20 protein-coding genes and 1 pseudogene are annotated in these 25,908 nt (G+C 59.2%); 6 read left to right on the forward strand and 15 right to left on the reverse strand.

The window, feature by feature from the left end:
- Nucleotides 1-139: 139 nt before the first annotated feature.
- Nucleotides 140-250 (forward strand): annotated as a pseudogene (locus OIN59_RS22380) (IS481 family transposase); the annotation flags it as partial.
- 57 nt (nucleotides 251-307) lie between these two features.
- On the opposite strand, the gene OIN59_RS22385 reads toward OIN59_RS22380, so the two are convergent.
- From OIN59_RS22385 to OIN59_RS22410, 6 genes are all read right to left on the reverse strand, one after another.
- Complete coding sequence (locus tag OIN59_RS22385; RefSeq protein ID WP_274114025.1) at nucleotides 308-790, reverse strand: type IV pilin protein; 483 nt, start codon at nucleotides 788-790, stop codon at nucleotides 308-310.
- The gene (locus OIN59_RS22390) at nucleotides 787-5,685 is read right to left on the reverse strand and encodes a pilus assembly protein (protein WP_274114027.1); all 4,899 of its coding nucleotides are present in this window, start codon (nucleotides 5,683-5,685) and stop codon (nucleotides 787-789) included. Before OIN59_RS22390 ends, OIN59_RS22385 begins: the two co-directional genes overlap by 4 nt.
- Before the next feature lie 53 nt (nucleotides 5,686-5,738).
- Complete coding sequence (locus OIN59_RS22395) at nucleotides 5,739-6,428, reverse strand: pilus assembly PilX family protein (protein WP_274114029.1); 690 nt, start codon at nucleotides 6,426-6,428, stop codon at nucleotides 5,739-5,741.
- A 91-nt stretch (nucleotides 6,429-6,519) separates the two neighbouring features.
- Entirely contained in the window at nucleotides 6,520-7,632 is a 1,113-nt protein-coding gene (locus tag OIN59_RS22400; RefSeq protein ID WP_274114031.1) for a PilW family protein, read from the reverse strand.
- A gap of 7 nt (nucleotides 7,633-7,639) precedes the next feature.
- The gene (gene pilV / locus OIN59_RS22405) at nucleotides 7,640-8,287 is read right to left on the reverse strand and encodes a type IV pilus modification protein PilV (RefSeq protein WP_274114033.1); all 648 of its coding nucleotides are present in this window, start codon (nucleotides 8,285-8,287) and stop codon (nucleotides 7,640-7,642) included.
- Nucleotide 8,288: 1 nt separating this feature from the next.
- Nucleotides 8,289-8,885: a GspH/FimT family pseudopilin gene (locus OIN59_RS22410; protein WP_274114035.1), complete on the reverse strand. Its 597-nt coding sequence runs from the start codon at nucleotides 8,883-8,885 to the stop codon at nucleotides 8,289-8,291.
- Between the two features lie 161 nt (nucleotides 8,886-9,046).
- Here OIN59_RS22410 and OIN59_RS22415 point away from each other — a divergent pair, with 161 nt between their 5' ends.
- Entirely contained in the window at nucleotides 9,047-9,427 is a 381-nt protein-coding gene (locus OIN59_RS22415; RefSeq protein ID WP_274114037.1) for a hypothetical protein, read from the forward strand.
- Nucleotides 9,428-9,493: 66 nt separating this feature from the next.
- On the opposite strand, the gene OIN59_RS22420 is transcribed toward OIN59_RS22415, so the two are convergent.
- The 9 genes from OIN59_RS22420 to OIN59_RS22460 form a co-directional block, all read right to left on the reverse strand.
- A complete protein-coding gene (locus OIN59_RS22420) occupies nucleotides 9,494-10,612 on the reverse strand; it encodes an acyltransferase family protein (RefSeq protein WP_274114039.1) in 1,119 nt (372 codons plus the stop codon).
- A gap of 240 nt (nucleotides 10,613-10,852) precedes the next feature.
- A complete protein-coding gene (locus OIN59_RS22425) occupies nucleotides 10,853-11,983 on the reverse strand; it encodes an ABC transporter substrate-binding protein (RefSeq protein WP_274114041.1) in 1,131 nt (376 codons plus the stop codon).
- A 266-nt stretch (nucleotides 11,984-12,249) separates the two neighbouring features.
- Nucleotides 12,250-13,203 (reverse strand): NAD(P)H-dependent flavin oxidoreductase, encoded by a 954-nt coding sequence (locus tag OIN59_RS22430; protein WP_274114043.1) that lies wholly within the window; start codon nucleotides 13,201-13,203, stop codon nucleotides 12,250-12,252.
- A 144-nt stretch (nucleotides 13,204-13,347) separates the two neighbouring features.
- Entirely contained in the window at nucleotides 13,348-15,138 is a 1,791-nt protein-coding gene (locus tag OIN59_RS22435) for an acyl-CoA dehydrogenase (RefSeq protein ID WP_274114045.1), read from the reverse strand.
- Nucleotides 15,139-15,214: 76 nt separating this feature from the next.
- Nucleotides 15,215-16,147 (reverse strand): electron transfer flavoprotein subunit alpha/FixB family protein, encoded by a 933-nt coding sequence (locus OIN59_RS22440; RefSeq protein ID WP_274114047.1) that lies wholly within the window; start codon nucleotides 16,145-16,147, stop codon nucleotides 15,215-15,217.
- Nucleotides 16,148-16,897 carry an electron transfer flavoprotein subunit beta/FixA family protein gene (locus tag OIN59_RS22445; RefSeq protein ID WP_274114049.1) on the reverse strand — a complete coding sequence of 250 codons (750 nt, stop codon included), beginning with the start codon at nucleotides 16,895-16,897 and terminating at the stop codon, nucleotides 16,148-16,150. It abuts the gene before it with no gap.
- Nucleotides 16,898-17,120: 223 nt separating this feature from the next.
- Nucleotides 17,121-18,449, reverse strand: coding sequence for a mechanosensitive ion channel family protein (locus OIN59_RS22450; protein WP_274114051.1), 1,329 nt, complete (start codon nucleotides 18,447-18,449; stop codon nucleotides 17,121-17,123).
- Nucleotides 18,450-18,460: 11 nt separating this feature from the next.
- A complete protein-coding gene (locus OIN59_RS22455; RefSeq protein ID WP_274114053.1) occupies nucleotides 18,461-19,249 on the reverse strand; it encodes an enoyl-CoA hydratase in 789 nt (262 codons plus the stop codon).
- A gap of 139 nt (nucleotides 19,250-19,388) precedes the next feature.
- On the reverse strand, nucleotides 19,389-20,342 hold the full coding sequence (locus OIN59_RS22460; protein ID WP_274114055.1) for a histone deacetylase family protein: 954 nt from the start codon (nucleotides 20,340-20,342) through the stop codon (nucleotides 19,389-19,391).
- A 53-nt stretch (nucleotides 20,343-20,395) separates the two neighbouring features.
- Between OIN59_RS22460 and OIN59_RS22465 the strand changes: the two genes are divergently transcribed.
- From OIN59_RS22465 to mltB, 4 genes are all read left to right on the forward strand, one after another.
- Nucleotides 20,396-21,316 carry an AAA family ATPase gene (locus OIN59_RS22465; protein WP_108498974.1) on the forward strand — a complete coding sequence of 307 codons (921 nt, stop codon included), beginning with the start codon at nucleotides 20,396-20,398 and terminating at the stop codon, nucleotides 21,314-21,316.
- A gap of 3 nt (nucleotides 21,317-21,319) precedes the next feature.
- The gene (locus tag OIN59_RS22470; protein WP_274114059.1) at nucleotides 21,320-22,363 is read left to right on the forward strand and encodes a DUF58 domain-containing protein; all 1,044 of its coding nucleotides are present in this window, start codon (nucleotides 21,320-21,322) and stop codon (nucleotides 22,361-22,363) included.
- 115 nt (nucleotides 22,364-22,478) lie between these two features.
- Entirely contained in the window at nucleotides 22,479-24,530 is a 2,052-nt protein-coding gene (locus OIN59_RS22475; RefSeq protein ID WP_274114061.1) for a transglutaminase family protein, read from the forward strand.
- Between the two features lie 281 nt (nucleotides 24,531-24,811).
- The gene (mltB, locus tag OIN59_RS22480; RefSeq protein ID WP_407655133.1) at nucleotides 24,812-25,768 is read left to right on the forward strand and encodes a lytic murein transglycosylase B; all 957 of its coding nucleotides are present in this window, start codon (nucleotides 24,812-24,814) and stop codon (nucleotides 25,766-25,768) included.
- Nucleotides 25,769-25,908 lie beyond the last annotated feature (140 nt).

Consider the following 25,908-nt stretch of genomic DNA (forward strand, 5'->3'; position numbering starts at 1 on the left):
CACCATCGCCTGCTCGAACCCATCGGATACATCCCACCGGCAGAAGCTGAGGCAAACTACTACCGGCAACTCGCCAGTCAGGGCACCGAGGTGGTGGTCTGACTTAAACCAAACAGCCTCCTCGAAACCCAGGGCGATTCAGTTGCCGCAGTCAGCGCTCAAGAGCAGTACGCCGATGCAGGCGATGAAAGAGTGGTACCAGACCCACCCGCACCTGTTTCACAAGCGACCATATGATCGTCCGGGATGAGACAGCTAGCCAAGACGCGGCAGACGGGCATCGTGCACTTGATTCGTATTTACAACATCACTTCCAACATGCTTCAATGGCAGCGGCCTTATTTGAGAACCCAGTGTAATTGATTAAATTTTTTCGACCCAAATGATCAATTTCAAAATCACCGCAACGATCAGAAGCCATTGATGCACCCGATTTTCGAGCAGCCTTTACAGAGTAGACATCTCGAACTCCCGCCGTGACCACAACAGATAAATCATAAACCGGTGTACCCTGACCGGGCACTGGCGACACCGTAAATCGCGATGGAAACTGAGAAGAGTCAGTAACGGCGGTACCAGCGCTATTCTGATCATACCGAAAATTCTCCGTATAAAAACGCTCCATCCACTGCTGAGCCGCAATCAATATCACCCTAGCCTCTGCCCTTCGCGAGCGAGCAACATACTCCCGGTATGATGGATAAGCCACAGAAGCCAAGACACCAATAATAGCCACCACCACCATTACCTCAATCAAAGTAAATCCCGCATGATTTCTGATTTTAATCATTGGTTAGTCCTCAATCCTGGGATTTCACGCCACTGCAATCGTGGAGAACTGCTCGTACACAAGACTGCATCCGCACTGCGCCCAGTAACTCGCTTGGCGCGCTGGCCAGGGCTGCAAATAGGCGTGTCCTTAGTACACGTAGCCCCCACGCAGGTACAGCCAGATTCACCAGCCTTGCACGACTTTGTAAATGGCTTTTTTGTTCTATCGTTAACCACTTTGACCTTTTGATCTCCGATCTCTTTACCCGCAATGATCACTTTCTGCGAAGAAACAGTGATGGTGCCTTGGGTGTTCCGTTCAGGCCTACCGGAGATCGGATCAACAGTGTAAAGAGATGCATTGGGAGTGGCCGTGCATTCATTGACGTCGCTTTTCGGGCGCACTGTGACAAATGACATTACCCCAGCATCTAACGATGGGTCCGACAATACAGCCTCTGAAGTCGCCGGCAAATTGAAATACCAACCATCGTGCACCTCCCAATCGAGAGTAGCACCTGTGTTCAAAGTCAGCACGCCATCCGCAGCACGAGTATAACTCCGAGCAATCAGCGTCGTAAGGCCAGTCGGTAACGCTCTGCCACCCGATGCACCCATACCTGGGCGATCCCAAATACCGTACGCGCGTTGAATGACGCCAGCACTCGGAAAATCACCGGTTTCAAAAGCATTCCCCGTAGCAAAAGTCACCATCAAGCCACCCTTCCCCATGTATAAAACCTGAGGAGCAGTAGTGATTGGCAATGGAATAACCTGATTGGATATATTTGTGTAAGTTGCCTTGTATAGAGGCGTGTTCACCCCGGAATTTTTGAATGCAACATCCCAAGTAACAGGATTACTAGACCCGATATTAAACTTCCACAAGTTGCCCTTAAGGTCCCCAGCATACACAACATCAGCGGTCCCATTACCATCAACATCTTCCCAACGAGGCGCAGACAAACCATTACCCGCCCCAGCATCTGCCACTATTTTCACATATCGACCGGACCAACTATTACCATTAGGCCCCTCCATGAATAGCACAAACAATACCGCTTTACCAGTAATTGATTTATTCCCGTTACCAAGAAGCAACGCATATTTTCCATTATTTAACTTAACGACAGGTAGAGCCTGGTTAGAAGCAGAGTGAACAGAAACATCACCGGTGATATACCCCAAATCATTATCATCATCCGAAGTGAACTGCCACCTGAATACACTAGCAGCATTAGATTCAACCAGATCGTCAAGCTGAGTCGCATCGAGGGCAAAAACACCCCTACCACCCCTCCCTAAAGTGCCAAATGCATACGTCTTCCAATCCGATCCGACCTTTACGTCTGCCGTGAATGGATTTCCATCGACATATGGCCACACTGTCCCGGTTGGCCTGTCTTCTGTACCTGTTACAAAATTAGCGCCATTGAGTTTAGTGCTTGCTGTTGTGGCCCGCTGCAGGGGTATCTCGGCCAGTCTGTTAGCCAAAGCGCCTGGCACATAGGCAAAGACCTCAGCCCCACTTTCAGGATTGAAGGCATGCAACATTCCATCGTTAGCTGCAACCCAAAGCAATTTCCCCCTGCTTTTGTGGGCACTTAAAAATGCGGCATATCCATCTGCAGTCATGCCAGGCATGGTAGCGCTCGGAGCACTCTGTATCCATGGTGTTCCATTGACCACTGGTCCAAGCAGACCACCAGATCTTTGCCGAAGTCCATTCAAACCCTCAAGGCTTTTATCACCCCGGATGTAATTCAGGGCCAGTTGGGCATTCGAGGTAGACAACACGTTAATGCTGGCAGTTGTCATTTGGGTTTTATACGCAGCAGGCAGAGATGCCCACCTGAACGGAACCCCGGCAGATGCGCCATTATCACTATTGGTAATAATTTTCCTGTTAGCACCAGCATTAGCGCCTGCTGCGGCTTCAAGAAGCGCACCAGCCTCCCACGTAGGCAGCTCAGCAAACTCGCCTTCCGAGTCAACTTTATAAGCCTCCAAGGCGCCGGTCACAGTAGTGCTATCAAACTTCACAACATATTTATATCCGTTCGCGACCAACTGAGCCGACGAAACAGCAGGAGCCGCATTCGAGTTTTTAGCAGCATTATCTAACGCTTGTCGCAATTGTGCTTCCAACAATTCCGGGCGACGTGCAAGAAAATATCCATCGGGCACACCATCGGACCCAATGCTGCCATCGGCACGAACACTATCCCAAGACTCTTGAGTGGATGGCATAACGACGTTACTGAACGTCCCATCCGCGTTTTTTGCGCTAGATTTAAAAGATCCATATTTTCCAGCGTACCAAAGTGGATCCTTAATCAAGGCGTCGACTTCCCCAACCATATTAAATGTCATGCCCACCAAATAGTCCGCATTTTTGACCGAGCAGTAATTCGCCAAAGTAGGAATCGTTGGATCTCCAGTTGCACCGGTGCCAGTGACACTGCAAACAGTATCCTTATATTTCGTAGTGCCCGTCAGAATAGTATTTTGATATGCAGCATCTCCACATAGATATTCTGATGTGGCAGGCATGCCAGACAAAAGGTTGAATGTCGAACTACCTCCACCATGTTGATGCGTAAGGTAGCGGCCGTTAGCGTTCACCCCACTTTTTTGAACACCAATCACACTAAACCCGTGAGTTCCGGCGGCACCACCACATACACCAGGGATATCTGTGGTTATTTTAATATCCCACCCAGAAGGGGATGCAGCATTAGCTATTAGATCGTATCTAAGAAATCCCGTAATATCCATATCATAGTCACCACCCATCAAAATATCATTCCAGGTGACTATAAATGCACCGTATGTTGGACCGGAACTTATCGAAGCAAATGTCAAAGGCGCGCTCACATTGCCCCCACCCTGCACACTTTCAGGTGTTATGTAAACGTACTTTTTAGGATTAGTCCCAGGGACCGGGACATCAATACGAGGAGCGCCACCGGAAAGCGATGCCGCCATGGTTTTTACTTTGAGTGCATTTTCGATTTTATTCAAATCAGCCGGCGGGGTGGCTAAAGTTCGGATTTTTGTTGTATTTCCATAAAGTGCTGCACCGGCAATTTGATAGGTTCCACCCATTGCAGGCGCTTCTGGGCAGATACCGTTAACATCCGACAACTGCCCCACTGTTTTCGCAGCACAAGAATTTTTGTCATCTGCAGTCGTTAAGCCCTTGCCCGATGTAGATCCCACGGACCGCAATGTCCCAGTGATTCCCTCCGCATCTCCAATTTTGTTCACAAACGAGTCCAAACCGGCGCTTGAGTTTGGCAAAGTGCCAAACAGCGAGCCCGCTTGCCCATCAAAACTCAAGCCACTAGAGGAAAACGCAAGAACATTGAGAGGTCTGCACACGCCGTTTCCGTATTTGGCGCGCGCAGTGGCACTGGCCAATGGATCGCTCCAAGTGGCAATGGGCATGCCAACACTTGTATCAGCGGTAGTAGTCGATGGATTGTTTGGTGTAGGAGTTGATCCGTTGTAAGCATAATATTGCAACGCTTGTACTACCATTTCCCCGATTGGATTTCCCCAAGCAGGTAAATTAGTTTCATTTGAAGCACTCGGAGTGCTACCCCCACCATAACTATTACCAGAAGTTCTACCATATAAAACGATCGAGTCAAATGCTTTGATAGCCCCCGCACCTGTTGCGCGACCATCCGGAGCAGGGAGTGTAGCCGAGCAACCTGATGACGGACTGTGACAGAACACTCCCGTATTTCGATTTATTTCATCTTCCAGATCGCGAACATTTTTTCTCAACGCTCCGGCAGTATTTTTACGATCATAACTTCCAGTAATTAGTCCAAATTCAACACGCGCTGCATCACCCAAATTTTTCGGATAACCAAATTCTTGTAATAATCCATAGGGTTTAAAATTGGTCGTGGAGGTCGGCGGGAAAGCTTGACAATGCTCTTCTCCAAGAAATGCGGGGTCGCAGACTTTAGTGCGCACATTTAAATCAGGCCCAATCCCTGAATATGTGGCCCCATCTGCGGTGCGCGATGGAATCGTAATTTCATGTTTTACAACGCCATTACCTTTGTCCGCATCTGAATAAAAACGAGCAAGCTTAGGACCAAAAGTCCCTTTATTGTAGTTGTCTGGGCTATCTCGCCACCGGCACAATTGGATTTCTACTGTTGACCAGAAACGTACATTGCCTTTTACCAGCCGCATGATCGGCACAGACGCCTTGGGATCTTCACTACTCCCAGTGACACAAATACTTAAACCTGCGTATACATTCGCATTGGCACCTGTAGTCTTTGTCAGATCCGCTTGTGTGAATGGCGTGTAATCCCGGATATCAGCTTCTTTGTAATATTTAACAAATGAATGTGCATCCCACACAAGCCTAGAACCCATGAGCACAGTAGAACCGTTTGTGTCTGTGGAGCGAAAACCACCATAAAGCATACGACGAACCGTGTCCAACCGTGTCATCGTGGCCCAATTAAGGAAATTGCCACTCCAGTGCGACTGCGCAGACGAACAACTATATTTGATAGACGTCACTGTCCCTACAGTAACTGAAGTCTGAATAGCAAGAGCGCTGGGTTCATACTGACCAGTGGAAGTGCTATAGGAATAACACTTGGTCGCATCGAAGTATCCGTAATACTTAAATGTCGGTTTAAATGTTGTATCTATAATTCCATCGCCATCAAGATCTTCAAAATCTGTATAGACCGGCCCGAAAATCAAGTGGTCTTTAGATGCCGTCAACATAATCATCGGCTTATTAGCCGTTGTTACTATATTTGGCGGTATCGCAGGCTGGGGCGTAGATACTTCTTGAGGGCTTGCAAACACAGCGGGAGCGCTGGACAAACCAATGCCAAGCAGCGCAATTCTAAAAAACTTTTCAAATTTCACGACACACCCCCAAAACAATCTAAGCAAAGCAACAGTAGACTATCGACATAAGCCTAAGGGAAAAATACAGACTGCAAAACAACCTGCGTCCTTTGCGAATATCCAAAACCTCGAGCTGTAATACGGTACATCGTTGACCATTGATTAGCTTTCTCTCCGGTAGACGTCACCTGCGTTTCTGCAATATTAATTCGCACATGCTTGCGCTGAAAAACTTCGATCAGGTACTCGGGTTGTTTAGCAACACCGCGCATCGGAGGTACTCCGGTATAGGTGCCTAGCGGAACACCTCCTGTAAAAGTATCGCAGTGGTCACTGCTAACTGGGTTGCGCCCTGGCTTATCGTCCTCATTGTCATTCCAAAGACCACCCTTGCCTACGGGCCACCATGGCTCGGCAACAGCAGAATTCACTGCAGTAGCGGCAGCCCAGTCAGTCAGAAAATAACTCGCGTCGTCTTTAAGGCACAGTCCTTGAGCGCAATCGCTGGTGAAACTACTAGGATTGATGCCGTCAGTATCCACAGTAGTAGTATTTCTCTGGCAAGAGGCATTGGTCATCAAAAACCCAAGAGGAGCATTGTCTATATCTCTCTCTGCGTCTCTCAGCGCAGACTCTGCAGCTTGGCGAGCGGCTTCTTGATCCATTTGATTCCGCGCCATTCCCTCCGCAAGCATAGACTGACGAGCCGTCCACACACTAATCCCTGTAATAGCCACCAAAAACAGAAGGACAACTACCAAGGCAACGCCTCGCTCCTTATGCCGAAACGAAATTTGCGACATCCATTCACGCGACGACACAGATTTGCATATATATTGCATTATCTATATCCTAATAATACTGCTTAAGATTGTTTCTCAATCCAAAAACTTCTACATACCGTGTTATGGTGTCACCAGACGGCTGGTTTTTAGACGCATCACTGCAATCAAGATAAGTTCGTGGCGAGCTTGCTTTGTCAGCAATTCGAGTATTTCCACCCATCGTGCGCGATAGCACACAAACCCTTACAGCAGTAACACGCTGCCAAGAAGTCAAAGTCAGACCATTCAAAGTCACGTTTGCCAGCGCATTCATTTCAGTTGCGGTGTAATAACGGGACGGCGACAAAGAGGCGTCTGTGTCATACACACCATATGTAAATTGGATGTTCTCCACCCCCGGAATAATTGGCTGATAAGCAGTTGCATCAGCTGTACCATGTGGGCTTTGCCCATTGCCACTACAGGCCAAGCTTTTAGTGGTGACGTCATTTTGATCTACTGAAATTTTGACTTCACTTAACGTAAATCGATTAGACACAAACACGGGCAGCTGCGGTGGTATATTCTCAACGGTCGCCGTATGAGGAGTCGCAGGTGGAGCCCCTCCAGAATTCTTCTTTCTCTCCGCATTGCTAGGATCACCTCCAGCCCCGGCAGGCGCTACGTCGGCGCCCGTGCAATCTGCGCGCCTCCCAGTACTTTTCCCCATCTCTGCAGTGTCAGATGTGAAGTAATTAATAACAATCGTGTCAGGTGCAGTCGCGTCGACCGAAGGGCAGGTACTCGTAGCAACGTCAAATTTGCCACCGTCACACCCATAAATTCCGGTTTGAAAAGCAACCGGCGGCCAGCCCGTATCTATATTCTGCCAATCTGTAACGGCCTTTGGCACAGTGGGCAGCGGAGGATAGGTGTCGTACATACCTTGCTGCGTAGCGTCTGGAGCAATGGGAAGTGCATTAGCTGGATAAAATCCGGCATTCATGATTTCACGCCCTAGCATTTGCATTATGTATGCACCAGTCTCCCGACTATTACTATTGCGATCCAATGAACGCTGCGACTCGCGCGAGGCCAAGTAAGTGTATGCCGCAGCAATTACGATTACCAAACTAATGGTCATGGCTACCAACAATTCGATGATCGTCAGACCTCGCTGATAATTATTGGATTTATACATAAGCATATCAGGGTATAAAAGAAAAACGAATACAACGAGCTCCGTCAGGAACTGCTGCGTCCTCAGGGCAGCAAGTTTGCTGCGCCATGCCCGCCTCACTACCCGTACATATAGGCGGCGCAACTAGGACAGGAGTATCTGCATTGGGATCGTCTACCTGATTCTTATCAAACCACATCATCGTCACATTGAAACCATCGCGACGGTCTCCCTCTATCCAACCAGCACCCTGCGGCAAACCGGCTCGTACACGCTGACGCCATATCTTCAAATCATAGGTAGCCCGCTCTGCCGTGGTGCATACCGATGTTTCGCAGTTTTTGCTTATGGTTAGCGGATCTGCCTGCTGAGTGGTCCAATTGTCGCCAAGAAGATATAGTGAAGTTTTTACAACACCCTCTTCTGCAAAACTCGTACCCGCCGCATCTGCATTTACGCGTACACGCTCAGAAAAGTCAGACAACAACATGGATGCCGATGAGCGCGCCCACGTGTTGATTTTGTACTTGCTCGTTGCAGCTTGAAGCCCGGCGATTCCCAGTAGGCCAATCGAAAGAACCAGAACAGCCACCATCATCTCGACCAATGTTACTCCACGAGATCTCGTCAACAATGATGGATTTTCTCTGGCTGAGAGTAATTTTTCTTTTGGCATTTCACTTGTACCCTGCGCAAGTTTTATCCGAAGGAATAGTTCGAGTACGACCTAACCCGTCCATGCATATATTTATAGAAAATTTATCATTCAGTGGATTGCTGACGTCTTGATAGACAATATTGAATTGGCCTGCGCTGCTCAAACCTGGAGCCCCTCTGGCATTAAAAAGAAATTTTTTCTTGCTATCTTGAGTTTGCAAAAGATAATCACTACCCGTGGTCGGGCGAGCTAAAAGCATATCTACCGAATCAGCCGGGGCACTAGCGCCACTATCACAGCTTGGATTTAAAAATGCGATCCACCCCACCTGCCAATCTGTACCCGAGGTGGTACAAGCAGGCGCCACGCCGCCTGCCGAGCTACTCATACACATCGTCACACAGGTATTGCGATTCACAGCTTCGTTCCGGGCCTTTAGCACGCTGGCAGTGAACTCACCGCCCAGGTTCGTTAGCTTGCTACGCACAATGAAATCTCGCACCGAAGGCGCGGCGAGGCTGGCCAAGATTGCGGCCATAGCAATCGTTACCAGCAACTCGATCAATGTAAAACCTTGCGCCTGATGTAGACGCGAACGGTAAGCGTGCATAGTCATGTCTAAATTATCGCGCCACGGTCCCTGTGCAAGTAGCCACTCGGATGTCCAGCCGTACCGTCGGTCGTTCTGAGTTGCCTCAGGTGTCCATTTTTTCCGCATCACATTGGGCTTCCCCTAGTTTGATGTTGTCAGCTTCTGCAGAGACAATGGCGCTCGCCATGACCACACCGCAGCGCTCTGACAACCCCTCGCCCACCGACGCATTCGACCCGGATTCAACCCTGGCATTCCAGCGCCGGATGGAGCGGGCGCCGGAGTGGTTTTGCTCTTTTTTGGCGGGTAACAGCAGGGAAAAGAGCCGCTTGCGACGAGAGATGGCCACCATGAAAGGCTCGGTGGTCTGGCTGGTGCAGCAGCGTCGTCAGGGCACTTGGAGTGCGAAAGAGCGTGCCCATTTGCGCGATGTGATGCGGTCAGCGTCTTCGGTCAGCCCCTATTTGTTCATCTGGGTGATTCCCGGCTCGATGCTGCTGCTGCCCTTCATGGCCTGGTTTCTGGACAAGCAGCGCAAACGCCGGGAACGCCAACTTTTGCGGTAGCGCCGCGCTCACACCAAGAGCACGCCAGATAGCTAACGACAGCCGTAGAAAGACGGCTAAAAACGCTCAGGCCCAGTTGCTGCTGATGACGACCAGCATGCCCGCCCCCACCAGCCCCAGTTGCCAGCGCAGGGCCGTGGACCATGATGGCACGTGACGTTCCACGCGCAAGTACAGCAATCGGCCGACTGCCAGCGACAGAACAAATGCCAGCAACATGCCCATTGCGTTCAGCACTGGGGAGGCTGGCCAGAGGTGGCTGACCACCGCGTTCACCACCAGGCACACCGCAAAGTGCACCAGAAACACCGAATACGACATCTGGCCGAGCTTGACGAGAGGTGACACACCGGAGAAGCCACGCATGCGAGCAGAGCGCATGGCCACCACCAAACACAGGGCCGTGACCGCTGCCACGGCAATACGTGCGCGAAAGTCCACCGCCAGCGCCCCCCCCGCCAACAACACCATGACCCCTATCCACGCCTGCGCCCGAGGCGCTCGCGCTGCCCAGTAGGCCAGCATGCCCAGACCGTAGGCACCAAAAAAATACAGTGCCCACATGTCCAACCCCGCCATGCGATTGAACACCCACAACGAGGCACCCGCCATCAGCAGCACCAGCCCCTGCGACAGGGCTGCCGCGTGGTGCTGAACCCAGCGCGCTGGCAGTGCGCGCACACCCGCCAACATGAGCACGGTCAGCGCAAAGAGCTGGAAGTCGATGGCCACGTACCAGACGCCCGCCGACAACGCGTCTTCACCCATGATGTCTTGCAGCAGTAAAGCATTCGCCAACAGTTGAGACAAGGTGGGCTGGTCGGGTACGGAGTGGTGCTCCATCCCAGGTCGCACCAGGGCCGAGACCACCACCGCCAGCATCAGCGCCACGGCATACGGCACTACCAGCCGGACAAAACGCTTGGCGATGGCGGTGCCAGCATGATCAAAACGCGCCACGCCTTGTGGCGCCAGACTGGCAGCAGCCAGATAGCCCCCGAGCACCAGAAACACCTGCACCGCCATGCGCCCATAGTCATACAACCAGGCCATGAGGGCCGGTGCCAAGGGATGGGCGATGTCGGACATCGGGCCATAGAAGGCCAGGTGATGCCACACGATGGTGGCGCAAGCCATGCCCTTGATCATGTCGATCAGGGGCGTGCGGGAGGTGGACGAAGACATGTGGTTCGGCGTGGACTCCGGCGGACAAAACGCCACCGGACATCCCAATCCACCCACGTTAGCCCCGTCTATTGGGTCTAGCGCCAAGACGGACTGCACACGGGATGGGAGTGACAAAACCCGTTATTGTCCTCCGACAGAGATTTTTTTGCACGATGGCTCTGTCTCCTGCTGGTCTGCCGTCACCGGCAGCGGGCCGGATGACCAAGAGCCCGGCTACCGCTCGGCTTGTGGAAGCCCTCAGTACCGCAGGCTGCCTTCCGCATCCACGATGGCCAGCTCTACATAAGAGGAGCCATTGTGGTTGCGTGGCGAATACTTCACGCCGAAACGGCCGAAGGCAATTTCACCCGCGTCTTCCATCGTTTTGGAGAACGACTCGGTGGTCAGGTTACGCCCCGTACGGCGCAGCCCTTCCACCAGCAAACGCGCATGGACAAAACCTTCAAACTGCGAGGCCGATGGCTGGGCGCCGGGCGACTTGGCGCGCAGCAGGCCCAGGTATTCGGCCACCACCGGGATAGTGGTGTTGCGCAGTGAAGGCATGATCTGCGCAAGGATGATGCCCCGCGCCTTGTCCTTCAGCTCGCGCTGGATCACATCCATGCTGGCCACAGAGAACCCGTAGTACGCCGGCCGCGCTGCGGTGGCCTGCACGGCCTTGATGTAGCTGGTGAAAGTGGTGCCCGCAGTGGCCACAATCACCGCCTGGGGCTGGGCTTTTTCGGTCGCCTGCGCGGCTGCGGCAAAGTCGGGCTGCTTGGGGTCCACCTTGATTTCGGCCACAAAGGGCAACTTCTCCTCGTCCGATGCCTTCTTGAGCTCGGCCATCAGCGTTTTGCCCAGGCCGTCGTCCTGAAAGAACACCGCTACACGGGTGATGCCCTGCTGGCGCAGCTGCGACACGACCTTGTTGGCCTCGCTCGCGTAACCCGCGCGGACATGAAACACGTAGGGATTGAATGCATCGCGAAACACCGAGGCTCCCGTGACGGGGCCAAACAGCAGGGTGCGCTGCTCCTTGATCAACGGCAGGATGGCTGCCGTCTGGGCCGTGCCGGTGCTGTTGAAGATCATGAACACCTTGTCGGTTTCCAGCAGCTGGCGCGTGTTCTCCACGGCTTTTTGCGGGTCGAAAGCATCATCGAGCGTGGTGTAGCGGATCATGCGGCCATGCACACCGCCCTGCGCATTCACCGCATCGAACAGCAGGCGTGAGCCCTCGCCGTATTGCGCCGTCTGTGCGCCCAGCGGCCCCGACAGCACCACCGAGGCCCCCAGGCGGATCTCGTCGGCCGTCACGCCTTCATTGCGGGCGTGTACCAAGGTGGTGGCGCACACGGCCAGCAGGCACAGAAAAGCACGGAACATCAGGCATCTCCCTCGCAAAATGGTGGTAAACCGGCAAGAACAACACCGATCTTTGATTATTTTTCATCACCATTATCTGCAGAGCCCCTCACCGCCTCACGCGGGTTTCCCCTTGAATGCACCACGTCAAGCCCCCTCAAAGACATTCGCCCGCCATGTGCTGGCGCACATGGCGGGCGAAACAAGCTACAAGGTGTTGTGAGGTGGGAGTGGCGAAGTGGCCCTGGATGCGCGGGACCACCTCCACACCATCACGCAACGCGGGTTCAGAGCTTGAGGCGGGCCCGGGCTGCCTCGTATTCGCCGCGCAGCTTGGCGACCAGTTCGGCAGTGCTGGTCACCGCGTTGATGGAGCCAATGCCCTGGCCGCAACCCCAGATGTCCTTCCAGGCTTTCTTGGCATCGCCGCCAAAGTTCATCTTGCTGGGGTCGGACTCGGGCAGGTTGTCTGGGTCCATGCCCGCTGCACGGATCGATGGTGCCAGGTAGTTGCCATGCACGCCGGTAAACAGGTTGCTGTAGACGATGTCGTCCGAGTTGCCGTCCACGATGGCCTGCTTGTAGGCGTCACTGGCGCGAGCCTCGTGTGTGGCAATGAACGCCGAGCCGACGTAGCCAAAGTCCGCGCCCATGGCCTGCGCAGCCAGCACTGCGCCGCCGCTGGCGATGGAGCCGCTCAAGGCCAGCGGGCCGTCGAACCACTGACGGATTTCCTGAATCAGTGCAAACGGGCTCTTGGTACCCGCGTGGCCCCCTGCGCCCGCCGCCACGGCGATCAGGCCGTCGGCGCCCTTTTCAATCGCCTTGTGCGCAAACTTGTTGTTGATGATGTCGTGCAGCACCACACCACCCCAAGCATGCACGGCCTGGTTCACGTCCTCACGCGCGCCCAGGCTGGTGATGATGATTGGCACCTTGTACTTGGCGCACACCTGCATGTCGTGTTCCAGGCGGTCGTTGCTCTTGTGCACGATCTGGTTGATGGCAAAAGGCGCGGCAGGCTTGTCGGGGTTGGCCTTGTTGTAAGCGGCCAGGGTCTCGGTGATCTCGGCCAGCCATTCGTCCAGCAGCTCGGCAGGGCGTGCGTTGAGCGCGGGCATGGAGCCCACCACACCGGCCTTGCACTGCTCAATGACAAGCTTGGGGTTGCTGATGATGAACAGCGGCGAGCCGATGACGGGCAGCGACAGGTTTTGCAACACGGGAGGCAGTTTGGACATGGCAACAACTTCCAGGAACAGGTTTTGATTGAAATAGCCCTCTAGCGCTTATTCAATATGCGCAAGAAGCTATTATTTTTATAGTAAAGACCTGCACCCTGCACAGGCCTTGTCTCACTCATCCACGGGCGATGGGGCTCGCCCTCAGAAGGCGTCCAGAGCCAGCTCGGTCACGCTGGCAGCGCCTTCCACAATGCTGTCGCGCAAGCCGGGTGCCTTCACCAGAATGTGGTCGGCGTAGAACTGGGCCGTGGTGATTTTTGCGCGCATGAAGGCTTCGTCCTGTCCCTTTTGCAACAGGTCTTGCGCCACCAGCAGGCTGCGCGCCAGTTGCCAGCCCGCCACCACATTGCCCGCCAGCATCAGGTAGGGCACGCTGCCCGCAAACACGGCGTTGGGCTGGGCCTTGGTGCCACCGGCCACAAAGTCGATCACGTCGAGCAGCGCCTTGCGTGCGGCCGTCAGGCGCTTGGCCACGGCCAGCGCAGCAGGCGTGCCACTGGCCAGCAGGTCGGCCTCGGTCTTCTCGATCTGCGCAGCGATGCCCTTGGCCACCTGGCCGCCATCGCGTGCCGTCTTGCGGCCCACCAGGTCGTTGGCCTGGATGGCGGTGGTGCCTTCGTAGATGGTCAGGATCTTGGCGTCGCGGTAGTACTGGGCTGCGCCGGTTTCTTCAATGAAGCCCATGCCGCCGTGCACCTGCACGCCCAGGCTGGTCACTTCCAGGCTGGTCTCGGTGCTGTAGCCCTTGACCAGCGGCACCATAAATTCGTAGAACGCCTGGTTTTGCTTGCGCGTCTCGGCATCGGGGTGGTGGTGGGCAGCATCGAACGCGGCAGCCGCCACAGTGGCCATGGCGCGGCAGCCTTCCACGGTGGCGCGCATGGTCATGAGCATGCGCTTCACGTCGGGGTGGTGGATGATGGCGGCGCTGGCAGCAATGGAGCCGTCCACAGGGCGGCTTTGCACGCGGTCCTTCGCGTACTGCACGGCCTTTTGGTAGGCGCGCTCGGAGATCGCAATGCCCTGCATGCCCACGGCGTAGCGCGCCGCATTCATCATGATGAACATGTATTCAAGGCCGCGGTTTTCCTGCCCCACCAGGTAACCCACCGCACCGCCATGGTCGCCGAACTGCAGCACGGCCGTGGGCGATGCCTTGATGCCCAGCTTGTGCTCGATGCTCACGCAGTGGGCGTCGTTGCGCGCGCCCAGGCTACCGTCCTGGTTGACCATGAACTTGGGCACCACGAACAGGCTGATGCCCTTCACACCCTCGGGCGCGCCCTGCACGCGGGCCAGCACGAGGTGGATGATGTTCTCGGCCATGTCGTGCTCACCGTAGGTGATGAAGATCTTGGTGCCGAAGATTTTGTAGGTGCCATCAGGTTGCGGCTCGGCGCGCGTGCGTACCAGGGCCAGGTCCGAGCCCGCCTGGGGCTCGGTCAGGTTCATGGTGCCGGTCCACTCGCCGGTCACCAGCTTCTCCAGGTACGTGGCCTTGAGCTCATCGCTGCCCGCCGTGAGCAGCGCCTCGATGGCGCCGTCGGTCAGCAGCGGACACAGCGCAAAGCTCATGTTGGCGCTGTTGGTCATCTCGATGCAGGCTGCGCCAATGGTCTTGGGCAGGCCCTGGCCGCCGAAGTCGGATGGGTGCTGCAGCCCTTGCCAGCCGCCTTCGCCGTACTGGCGAAAGGCTTCCTTGAAGCCGGGGGTGGTGGTGACCACGCCGTCTTTCCAGCTCGATGGGTTCTTGTCGCCTTCGAAGTTGAGTGGAGACAACACCCCTTCATTGAACTTGGCGCACTCTTCCAGCACAGCGGCCGCCGTGTCCAGGCCTGCATCTTCAAAGCCGGGGATCTGGGCGATTTGTTCAATGTTGGCCAGGTGCTCGATGTCGAACAACATGTCCTTGACGGGGGCGGTGTAGCTCATGGATGTCTCCAGAAAATCGAAATTTCGTCAAAAAAAAGGCATCGCAAGCGATGCCTTTGTGCGCACAGGGGCGTTCTTACAGGGCCTTGACCAGTTCAGGCACGGCCGTGAACAGGTCGGCTTCCAGGCCGTAGTCGGCCACGCTGAAGATCGGCGCCTCAGGGTCCTTGTTGATCGCCACGATCACCTTGGAGTCCTTCATCCCGGCCAAGTGCTGGATCGCACCCGAGATACCGGCTGCCACATACAGCTGCGGTGCCACGATCTTGCCGGTCTGGCCCACTTGCCAGTCGTTCGGTGCGTAGCCTGCATCCACCGCCGCACGGCTGGCACCGAGAGCGGCGCCCAGCTTGTCGGCCAGCGGGGTCATGACTTCGTCGAACTTTTCCTTGCTGCCCAGCGCGCGACCACCGGAGACGATGATCTTGGCTGCGGTCAGCTCGGGGCGGTCGCTCTTGGCGATTTCGCTGCCCACGAAGGTGCTCTTGCCGGCGTCTGCAGTGGCAGCGGCCGTTTCGACGGCAGCAGAGCCACCGGTGGCGGCAGCGGCATCAAAGCCGGTGGTGCGCACGGTGATGATCTTGACGCTGTCGGCGCTTTGCACCGTGGCAATGGCGTTGCCAGCGTAGATGGGGCGCTCGAAGGTGTCGGCTGCGATCACCTTGGTGATGTCGCTGATCTGAGCCACATCGAGCTTGGCCGCCACGCGGGGGGCCACGTTCTTGCCACTAGCGGTGGCGGGGAACAGGATGTGGCTGTAGTTGCCAGCGATGGCCAGCACCTGGGCGGCCACGTTTTCTGCCAGGCCGTGTGCCAGGCCGGGGGCGTCTGCGTGGATGACCTTGGCGACACCAGCGATCTGGCCAGCAGCAGCGGCGGCTGCGGCGGCATTGTGGCCAGCCACCAGCACATGCACGTCGCCACCGCACGCCACAGCGGCCGTGACGGTGTTCAGGGTGGCGCCCTTGATGGACGCGTTGTCGTGTTCAGCAATAACGAGTACCGACATTTAGATCACCTTCGCTTCGTTCTTGAGTTTCTCGACCAGGGCGGCCACGTCCGCCACCTTGATGCCAGCGCCGCGCTTGGCGGGCTCGGTCACCTTCAGGGTCTTCAGGCGCGGAGCCACGTCCACGCCGAGGTCTTCGGGCTTGACGGTATCGAGCTGCTTCTTCTTGGCCTTCATGATGTTGGGCAAGGTGACGTAGCGGGGCTCGTTCAGGCGCAGGTCGGTGGTGATGACGGCGGGCAGTGTCAGGGCCAGGGTTTCCAGGCCGCCGTCCACTTCACGGGTCACGCTGACCTTGTCGGCCGACAGTTCCACCTTGTTGGCGAACGTGGCCTGGGGCAAGTCGGCCAGGGCCGCCAGCATCTGGCCGGTCTGGTTGGCGTCGTCGTCGATGGCTTGTTTGCCCAGGATGATGAGGCCGGGCTGCTCTTTGTCCACCAGGGCCTTCAGGAGCTTGGCCACGGCCAGGGGCTGCAGCTCGGCGTCGGTCTCGACCAGGATGGCGCGGTCGGCACCAATGGCCATGGCGGTGCGCAGGGTTTCCTGGCATTGGGCTACGCCGCAGGAGACTGCGATGACTTCGGTCACCAGGCCTTTTTCTTTCAGGCGCACGGCCTCTTCAACGGCGATTTCGTCAAAGGGGTTCATGCTCATCTTCACGTTGGCGATGTCTACACCTGTGTTGTCCGACTTCACGCGGACCTTCACGTTGTAGTCCACCACGCGCTTGACAGGGACCAAGACCTTCATTGCTGCGGCTCCTAGAGTTGGTTGAATTGACGTTTACGTAAACTAGAACATTCTATGTCGCACTGCAGCGAAACCGCTACGGAGCCACCACACAGACTGCACAATCACAAAAAAGAACGATCGTGCTTTTTGCGAATTATAGGCGAGTGAACCCGGACAGTGTCTAGAGTTTGCTGTCGCCTGCGCTACCGGGCACCCGCCGGGGTATCACCCTGCAACCGGATCAACTCGCCGAAGCCGGTGCTGGCGCGGGAGCCCCACCCGGCGACATCGCTGCAGGGACTGCGCCATCGACCTGCACATGCATGACCCGCTGGGGATAGGGGATTTCGATCTGGTGGGCTCGCAGCGCACTCAAGATGGCCCGGTTGATGTCCGAGCGCAGTCCCAGCGATCCGTTTTCAGGGTCTGCAATCCAGAAGCCCACGGTGAACTCCAGCCCGTCGGCACCAAAGGCCGACAGCGCGGCGCTAGGGGCGGGGTCACGCAGCACCCGCGGGCTGACCAGGGCGGCATCGGTCAGCAACTGGGCCACCTGGTCCACATCGCTCTCGTAGGCCACGCTGACCACGGTGGACATCCACACGCGCGGGTCCGACAGCGACAGGTTTTCCACCCGCTGGGTGATCAAGAGTTCGTTGGGCACGATGGATTCGCGCCCCGAGGGCGAGCGGATGACGGTGTAGCGGGCATTGATCTGCGTGATGCGCCCCTCAAACGTATCGAGCTTGACGTTGTCGCCAATGCGCATGCTGCGCTCGGCCAGGATCACAAACCCGCTCACGTAGTTGGCCGCCAGCTTCTGCAGGCCAAAGCCAATGCCCACACCGACCGCACCGCCCAGCACCGACAGCGCAGTCAGGTCAATGCCCACCGACGACAAGGCCACCAGCAAACCCACAAACACCAGCAGCGCCCGCACCGCATTGCTCACCGCCTTGCGCAGCGACAACTCGGCGCCCGTGGCCGAGCGCAGCAGCCGCGACTCGATGGCCGCCGATATCCACAACGCAATCAGTAGCACCGCACCGGCGGTGACTGCCCCTTCGATGATGGTGCGCACCGACAGCGTAGCCCCGCCCACCTTCCAGTGGATCTGGTCCAGCTCGTCCAGCACCAGCGGCAGCAGCCCGGTAACCCACAGCACCATGCCCAGCCAGGCCATCCAGGAGATGGAGCGCTCGATAGGCCGCACCCAGGCTGCGTCCGGATAGGCCACCTGCAGCACCTTCACGCCGATGCGAATGACCACCAGCGCCACCAGCACCGGAATCGCAACCTTGAAGGCGGCCAGCGCCACCCAGTGGTGCAGCAGCGTGCGCGCGATGTAGGCCAGACTCAGCAACACCAGCGGGAACAGCGCGCCATCCACGATCCGCACGCCAAACAGGATGGAGCGGGGGTCCCCCCGGCGCAGGCCGCGCTGCAGCAGCGCTACCAGCCCCCAGGCCAGCCCCACACAAACCGCCAAGGCAGCCAGCTCCACCAACACCGTGGGGCTGAGAAAGGCCCGCACCCACTGGCCCACATCGTCAAGCATTGGCTTGTCCATCGTGCGAGACCTCAACGCTTCCAGGCGGGCTGGCGCTTCTCGGCAAAGGCGCGAGCGCCCTCTTGGGCGGCCGCATCCATCATGTTGGTGGCCATGGTCTGGCCCGCCAGCTGATACGCGGCGTCGATGCCCAGCTCACGCTGCTGGTACACCAGCGCCTTGCCCATGGCCACGGCCACGCGGGGCTTTTGCAGGATGGACTGCACCAGTTGCTCGACCTCGGCATCCAGCGTATCCGCAGTCACCACCCGGTTCACCAGCCCTTGCGCCAGCGCAGTGGGCGCATCAATGAAATCGCCGGTGAGCAACATTTCCATCGCCCGCTTGGCCGACACGTTGCGCACCAACGGCACGCTGGGCGTGGCACAAAACAGGCCGTAGTGGATGCCGCTGGTGGCAAAGCTGGCGCTGTCGGCCGCCACGGCCAGGTCACACTGCGCCACCAGCTGGCACCCTGCGGCCGTCGCCATGCCCTGCACCCGCGCAATGACGGGCACGCTGAGCTTGTGGATGGTCAGCATCATGCGGCTGCATTGCGCAAACAGCTTTTGGTAGTACGCAAGCTCCGGGTTCGCCGCCATGTCCTTGAGGTTGTGCCCGGCACAGAAGGCCTTGCCTGCTGCGGCCAGCACCACCACACGCACCGACTCGTCGCGGCCCGCATCGTCCAGCGCCTGCTGCAGCGCAGACAGCATCTCTGCACCCAGGGCGTTGAAGCGGGCCGGGTCGTTCAGGGTCAAGGTGACCACGCCGCGCGCATCACGGGTGGTCTGCAGCAGTTCATGGGCATTCGTCGTCATTATTTCTCCAGTGTTTGCGCGACACGAGGCCGCCGAAACCGGCGCGGCTCCAGGCCAGTGCCACCGTGGAACTGGCTTTGCCAGGCCACGGGTGGCGTCCCCCTTGGGGGGAAGACGCCGCAGGCGGCTCAGGGGGAAGTCAAAGATCAGCCAGAACGCGCAAGTGCGCCTCCACGCTGCGCGCCAGCGGCCCCATCACGTAGCCACCCTCCAGGCACGACACGATGCGACCCTTTGAGTAACGGCGGGCCACATCTTTCACGCGCTGGGTGATCCAGGCGTAGTCCTGCTCGGTCAGGCCCAGTTGGCCCATGTCGTCCTCGCGGTGGCCGTCAAAACCTGCGCTCACAAAGATCATCTCGGGCTTGAAGGCCTCCAGCCGGGGCATCCACATCATTTCGATGATCTCGCGGATGTCCATGCCGCGCGTATAGGCGGGCACGGGCACGTTGACCATGTTGGGGGCGGGATCGTGGTCGCCGCTGTAGGGGTAGAACGGGTGCTGGAAGATGCTGACCATCAGCGCACGCGAGTCGCCCGCCAGGATGTCTTCGGTGCCGTTGCCGTGGTGCACGTCAAAGTCCACCACCGCCACGCGCTGCAGGTTGTAGCGCTGCAGCGCATATTTGACGGCCACCGCCACGTTGTTGAAAAAGCAAAAACCCATGGCCTTGTCACGGCAGGCATGGTGCCCTGGGGGGCGCACGGAGCAGAAAGCGTTTTCGACCTCCCCCGCCATCACGGCGTCGGTAGCCGCCAACGCGGCACCAGCGGCGCGCAGCGAGGCTTTCCAGGTGTGGGCGTTGATGGAGGTGTCGGTGTCGATCTGCGCATAACTGGGGCCGCCGGCCATCAGCTCTTCGTTGAGCCGGTCCGACAGGCCACGCAAGGCCGCAATGTGCATGCGGCCATGGGCCAGTTCGATATCGGCCAGCGAGGCTTCGGGGGCTTCGTAGCGCTCCAGCGCGTCCCCCACGCCGGTGACCAGCAAACGGTCTTCAATCGCGTCCAGCCGCTCGGGGCATTCGGGGTGGCCCGGGCCCATCTCGTGTTTCCAACAATCCCGGTGGGTGAAATAGCCCGTCTTGCTCACAGTCTTGTCCCCGCGTCTCGCATTTTTTGCAGTTTTTCGGATAACGTCGCGCCATGAATGCACAGCACAAGATCAAATCGCTTCTGGATCAGCTTAACACGGTGATCGTAGGCAAAAAGGCCCAGGTACAGGACTGCGTGGCCTGCCTGCTGGCGGGCGGCCACCTGCTCATCGAAGACGTGCCTGGCGTCGGCAAGACCACGCTGGCGCACGCGTTGTCCCACACCTTTGGGCTGCAGTTTTCGCGCGTACAGTTCACCGCTGACCTGATGCCCAGTGACCTGACCGGCGTGTCGGTGTACGAACGGGGCAAGGAAGCCTTTGTGTTCCACCCCGGCCCGGTGTTTGCCCAGGTGCTGCTGGCCGACGAAATCAACCGCGCCAGCCCCAAGACGCAAAGCGCCCTGCTCGAAGCGATGGAGGAAAAGCAGGTGTCGGTCGAGGGCGAAACCCGCGCCCTGCCCCACCCCTTCTTTGTGATCGCCACCCAGAACCCGCACGACCAGCTGGGCACCTTTGCGCTGCCAGAGTCGCAGCTCGACCGCTTCTTGATGCGCATCTCCATTGGCTACCCCGACCGCGCGGCCGAGCGCCTGCTGCTGTCGGGCGCTGACCGGCGCGACATGGTGAGCAGCCTGCTGCCCCTGCTGTCCGCCGAAGAACTGGCCGAACTGCAACGCCAGGTGCAGGCCGTGCACACCGCCGACCCGTTGCTCAACTACGTGCAGGATCTGATCGCCGCCACCCGCTCGGGCCGCTGGTTTTTGCAGGGCCTGTCGCCCCGCGCGGGCATTGCCATGCTGCGCGCCGCCAAGGCCCAGGCGCTCATCAGCGGGCGCGACTACGTGGCCCCTGACGATGTGCAGGCGGTGCTGCCACAAACCATTGCCCACCGCCTGGTGCCCGTGGGCGACGCCGGGCGCGGCGCGGTCGAACAGGTGCGCGCCATGGTCGATGCCGTGCCGCTGCCCTGAGCAATGGAATCCGCTGCCCCCCCTCCCCTCACCACGGCCACGGGCTGGCGCAGCATGGCCGCGCGGCTCAACCCCATGGCCCCCCTTCGCAAACGGTTTCAGCGCTGGTGGCAGGCGCGTTTGCCGCTGTCCGACACGCTGCAACTCACCCAGCGCAACGTCTACATCCTGCCCACCGGCTCGGGCTGGATGCTGGCGCTCACGCTCGTGGTGCTGCTGGTGGCCTCCATCAACTACCAGCTCAACCTGGGCTACCTGCTGACCTTTTTGCTGGCAGGCAGCGCGGTGGTGGGCATACACATCTGCCACGCCAACCTGCGCGGCCTGACGTTGCACCTGAAGGCGCCGGAGCCGCATTTTTTGGGCACCAGCACGGCCTTTGAGATTCAGCTTTCGAGCGAGCGCAAGTCGCCGCGCTATGGCATTGCCCTATCGGTGCACGGCACGGGCAAGGCTGAACACCACTGGGCCTGGACGGATGTGCCCGGCCAGGGCCAGGCCAGCGTGCAGGTCGCCTTCCAGCCTGGGCGCCGGGGGCTGCACCGCGTGCCCAGCTTGACGGCCGAGACGCGGTTTCCGCTCGGCACCTTCAGGGTGTGGACCTACTGGCGCCCCGCCTCCGAGGTGCTGGTGTACCCAGCGCCCGAGGTGCCACCACCGCCCCTGCCGCCGGGCGAGCCCCGCGCGGGCGGCACCGGCAACGCGCCATCGCAGGGCATTGGCGAATTCGACGGCGTGCGGGCCTACCGGCGTGGCGACCCACTCAAACTGGTGGTCTGGAAGAAGGCGGCCAAGTCGCTGGCCACCGGCACCGACGACCTGGTGAGCCGCGACGCCCAGCAAGCCCAGCGGCATGAACTGTGGCTGGACCTGGCCCACGCGGCCCTGCCCAACCATGAAGCCCGCGTGTCGCGCCTGACGGCCTGGGTGCTGCAGGCCGACCGCCTGGGCCTGGACTATGGCCTGCGCCTGCCCGGCACCGAGATCGCCCCCGACGCCGGTGCAGCCCACCGCCGCCGCTGCCTGGAGGCCTTGGCGCTGTGTTGATTTACTGCGACCAACTTCAGAAAAAATTGGCCTCAAGCGCCCATCCTTATTGTCTCGAAAGCTATCATTTGAATAGCGCCATGCATCCCCTTGCCCCCACCATCGCCGCGCTGCCATGACCCTGCGCCAAACCCTCGACTCCCTGCCCCGTGACGCGCGCGACACGCTGTTTTTGCTGTTTGTGATCGCCTGGGTCATTGCGCCCCAGATCAATGTGCTGCCCGTGTGGGCCAGCCTGCTGGCGGCCGGGCTGATGCTGTGGCGCGGCTGGCTGGCCTTCAAGGGGCGCCCGCTGCCAACGCGCTGGGTGCTGGCCATTCCGCTGGTGATCGCAGTGGCGGGCACGCTGTACACCCACCGCACCATCCTGGGCCGCGATGCCGGGGTGACGCTGATCGTGATGCTGCTGGCGCTCAAGATGCTGGAGCTGCGCGCACGGCGCGATGCCCTGGTGGTCTTCTTCCTGGGCTTCTTCACGATGCTCAGCAACTTCTTCTTCTCGCAGTCGCTGTTCACGGCCGCCGCCATGCTGGTGGCGCTGCTGGGGCTGCTCGCGGCCCTGGTCAACGCCCACATGCCCGTGGGGCGACCACCGCTGTCGCAGGCGCTGCGCACCGCAGGCACCATGGCGCTGCTGGGCGCGCCCATCATGGCAGCGCTGTTCATGCTGTTCCCGCGCATGGCGCCGCTGTGGGGCATGCCCAGCGACACGATGAGCGGGCGCAGCGGCCTGTCGGGTGTGATGAAGGTGGGCAACATTGCCGAACTGGCACTGGACGACAGCGTGGCCATGCGCGTGCGGTTTGACACCTCTGACGGCGCCGCGCCACCGCAGAGCGACCTGTACTTCCGCGGCCCGGTGTTCGGCACCTTCGACGGCGTCGAATGGCACCCGGTGTCGCCCCGCCCCGGCGATTATTCGCAGGCACGCGCCAGCGCTGCAGCCAACCTGCGTGTGAGCGGCCAACCTGTGCGTTATGAGGTGACGCTGGAGCCCCACCAGCGCCCGTGGCTGCTGCTGCTCGACGCCGCCGTGGACAAACCTGCCGTCGCGGGCATGGACACCTTCATGACGCGGGACCTGCAGTGGCTGACCAGCCGCGCCGTGACCGACGTGGTGCGCTACAAGGCAGAGAGCTACACGCAGTTTGCGCATGGCCCCAGCGCACCCACTGCGGGCCTGCGCACCTACACCGAGCTGCCCACCGGCTTCAACCCCCGCACCCTGGCGCTGGCCCTGCAACTGCGCAATGACCCCCAGCTCAACCCCAACCCCGCGCAGGACAACACCGAGGCCCTGATCAACGCCGCCCTGAACCGCCTGCGCACCGGTGGGTACGTCTACACGCTGGAGCCGGGGGTGTACGGCCAGCACACAGCCGACGAATTCTGGTTTGACCGCAAGGAGGGGTTTTGCGAGCACATCGCCTCGGCGTTTGTGGTGCTGATGCGCGCGCTCGACATCCCGGCCCGCATCGTCACAGGCTACCAGGGCGGCGACCGCAACCCCGTGGACAGGCTCTGGACCGTGCGCCAGAGCGACGCACATGCCTGGGCCGAAGTCTGGCTTGCGGGGCGCGGCTGGGTGCGGGTAGACCCGACCGGCGCCGTGTCACCCGGCCGAACAGGCGCCTTTCAGCGGCTGCGAGCACCCCAGAGCGCGTTTGCCACCGCCGTGGGCACGGTCATCAGCCCGGGCCTGGCGCAGAACCTGCGCGCCGTGTGGGAGGCCGTCAACAACAGCTGGAACCAGTGGGTGCTCAACTACACACAAAGCCGCCAGCTAGACCTGCTCAAGTCCTTGGGTTTTGAATCGCCCAGTTGGCAGGACCTCACCACGGTGCTGGGCATCCTGATCATCGTAGCCGCGCTGGGTGGTATGGCCTGGACGCTGTGGGAGCGCAGCCAGCACGACCCCTGGCTGCGCCTGCTGGCCCGCGCTCGCCAACGCCTGGCCCGCGCCGGGCTGGTATTGCCCGATACCCTGCCACCACGCGCCATGGCAGAGCGGGTGCAGGCACAATTCGGCGCACCCGCCGCTGCCGTGGCCGACTGGCTGCTGCGGCTGGAGCACCTGCGCTACGCCCCCCACCCCGAAGCCGCTCTGGGCGATTTGCGGCGGGAGTTCCGCCGTATGGCCTGGCCGAAAAAGTTGAATCCCCCCTGAGCGGCTTTGCCGCTTCCCCCCAGAGGGACGATGCCCTCGCGGCGGGGCGGCCCTTGCTTGGCATCCCTGGTATTGGTGCGCGCCGGTATCGGACGCTACAGGGAGCAACAACTTGACGAACAACTGACATGAAGAAGACAGCACGATGGACCACGGCAGCTATATTTTTAATAGCTGCTTGTGCACTACCCGCTAGCGCAAAGCCCGAAAAACCCTCCAAGCCTGCCACCACTAGGCACAACGCAAAAAATGGCCAGAGTGGAGGTAACGCCAGGGCCCCGGTGCTCTACGCATCGCGCCCCGAGGCCATGGACTTTGCCGACGACCTGGCCGCGCGCCGCGACCTCGATCGCGAATGGGTGCGCCAGGCGATGGGTCAGGCGCACTTTCTGCCCCAGGTGCCCCGCCTCATGCTGCCGCCCGCCAAGGGCACGGCCAAGAACTGGCGCGTGTACCGCAGCCGCTTCATCGACCCCATCCGCATCCGTGCAGGCGCCCGTTTCTGGCAGGAGAACCAGGCCACGCTGGAGCGGGCCGAGCGCGAGTTTGGGGTGCCCGCCGAGATCATTGTCGGCATCATCGGCGTGGAGACCATCTACGGCCAGCAGATGGGCACCTACCGCGTGATGGACGCGCTGGCCACGCTGGCGTTCGACTTTCCGTCGGCCCACCCTCGCGCCAAGGAGCGCACCGAATTCTTCCGCCGCGAGCTGGAACAGTTTTTGAGCCTCACCAACCGCAGCAACACCGACCCCTTCGAGCCACGCGGCAGCTACGCCGGTGCCATGGGTCTCGGCCAGTTCATGCCGTCGAGCTGGGTGCGCTACGCGGTGGACTTCGACGGCGACGGCCGTGTGGACCTGTTCAACAGCCCGGCCGACGCCATTGGCTCGGTGGCCAATTACTTCCGGGGCCATGGCTGGACGCCCGACATGCCCACGTACTACGGCGTGCAGTTCGACGCCGCGCGCCTGCAGCTCGATGATCTGCTCGCCCCCGACATCCTGCCCACCTTCAGCGCGGCCAGCATGCTGGCCAAAGGCGCGGTGCTGGACGCCCAGGGCGCGCAGCACACCGGGCCGCTGGCGCTGGTGGAGCTGCAAAACGGCAGCGAGCCCCCCAGCTACGTGGCGGGCACCGAGAACTTCTATGCCATCACACGCTACAACTGGTCCAGCTACTACGCGATGGCCGTGATCGAGCTGGGCCGCGAGGTGGCGGCGGCGCGCGCACGCTGACCCGGCATACGCGCACCGGAGCGCTTTCGGGGAGGGGCTGCTACACACCGCAGGCCGACAGGAGGACGGCCGCACGGCCGAGGTGGGGTTTGGCGGCGCCCGCAAGCGCACTTGCGCAAGTCAGTCCACAATGCCCGGCT

The sequence above is a fragment of the Acidovorax benzenivorans genome (assembly GCF_028680575.1).
Taxonomy (GTDB): Bacteria; Pseudomonadota; Gammaproteobacteria; order Burkholderiales; family Burkholderiaceae_C; genus Acidovorax; species Acidovorax benzenivorans.

Excerpts from the sequence above, each read along its gene's own strand:
- OIN59_RS22385 (WP_274114025.1), bottom strand. The coding sequence starts at position 790 with ATGATTAAAATCAGAAATCATGCGGGATTTACTTTGATTGAGGTAATG.
- OIN59_RS22400 (WP_274114031.1), bottom strand. The coding sequence starts at position 7,632 with ATGTATAAATCCAATAATTATCAGCGAGGTCTGACGATCATCGAATTG.
- pilV (WP_274114033.1), bottom strand. The coding sequence starts at position 8,287 with ATGCCAAAAGAAAAATTACTCTCAGCCAGAGAAAATCCATCATTGTTG.
- OIN59_RS22410 (WP_274114035.1), bottom strand. The coding sequence starts at position 8,885 with ATGACTATGCACGCTTACCGTTCGCGTCTACATCAGGCGCAAGGTTTT.
- OIN59_RS22415 (WP_274114037.1), top strand. The coding sequence starts at position 9,047 with ATGACCACACCGCAGCGCTCTGACAACCCCTCGCCCACCGACGCATTC.
- OIN59_RS22420 (WP_274114039.1), bottom strand. The coding sequence starts at position 10,612 with ATGTCTTCGTCCACCTCCCGCACGCCCCTGATCGACATGATCAAGGGC.
- OIN59_RS22425 (WP_274114041.1), bottom strand. The coding sequence starts at position 11,983 with ATGTTCCGTGCTTTTCTGTGCCTGCTGGCCGTGTGCGCCACCACCTTG.
- OIN59_RS22430 (WP_274114043.1), bottom strand. The coding sequence starts at position 13,203 with ATGTCCAAACTGCCTCCCGTGTTGCAAAACCTGTCGCTGCCCGTCATC.
- OIN59_RS22435 (WP_274114045.1), bottom strand. The coding sequence starts at position 15,138 with ATGAGCTACACCGCCCCCGTCAAGGACATGTTGTTCGACATCGAGCAC.
- OIN59_RS22440 (WP_274114047.1), bottom strand. The coding sequence starts at position 16,147 with ATGTCGGTACTCGTTATTGCTGAACACGACAACGCGTCCATCAAGGGC.
- OIN59_RS22445 (WP_274114049.1), bottom strand. The coding sequence starts at position 16,897 with ATGAAGGTCTTGGTCCCTGTCAAGCGCGTGGTGGACTACAACGTGAAG.
- OIN59_RS22450 (WP_274114051.1), bottom strand. The coding sequence starts at position 18,449 with ATGGACAAGCCAATGCTTGACGATGTGGGCCAGTGGGTGCGGGCCTTT.
- OIN59_RS22455 (WP_274114053.1), bottom strand. The coding sequence starts at position 19,249 with ATGACGACGAATGCCCATGAACTGCTGCAGACCACCCGTGATGCGCGC.
- OIN59_RS22465 (WP_108498974.1), top strand. The coding sequence starts at position 20,396 with ATGAATGCACAGCACAAGATCAAATCGCTTCTGGATCAGCTTAACACG.
- OIN59_RS22470 (WP_274114059.1), top strand. The coding sequence starts at position 21,320 with ATGGAATCCGCTGCCCCCCCTCCCCTCACCACGGCCACGGGCTGGCGC.
- OIN59_RS22475 (WP_274114061.1), top strand. The coding sequence starts at position 22,479 with ATGACCCTGCGCCAAACCCTCGACTCCCTGCCCCGTGACGCGCGCGAC.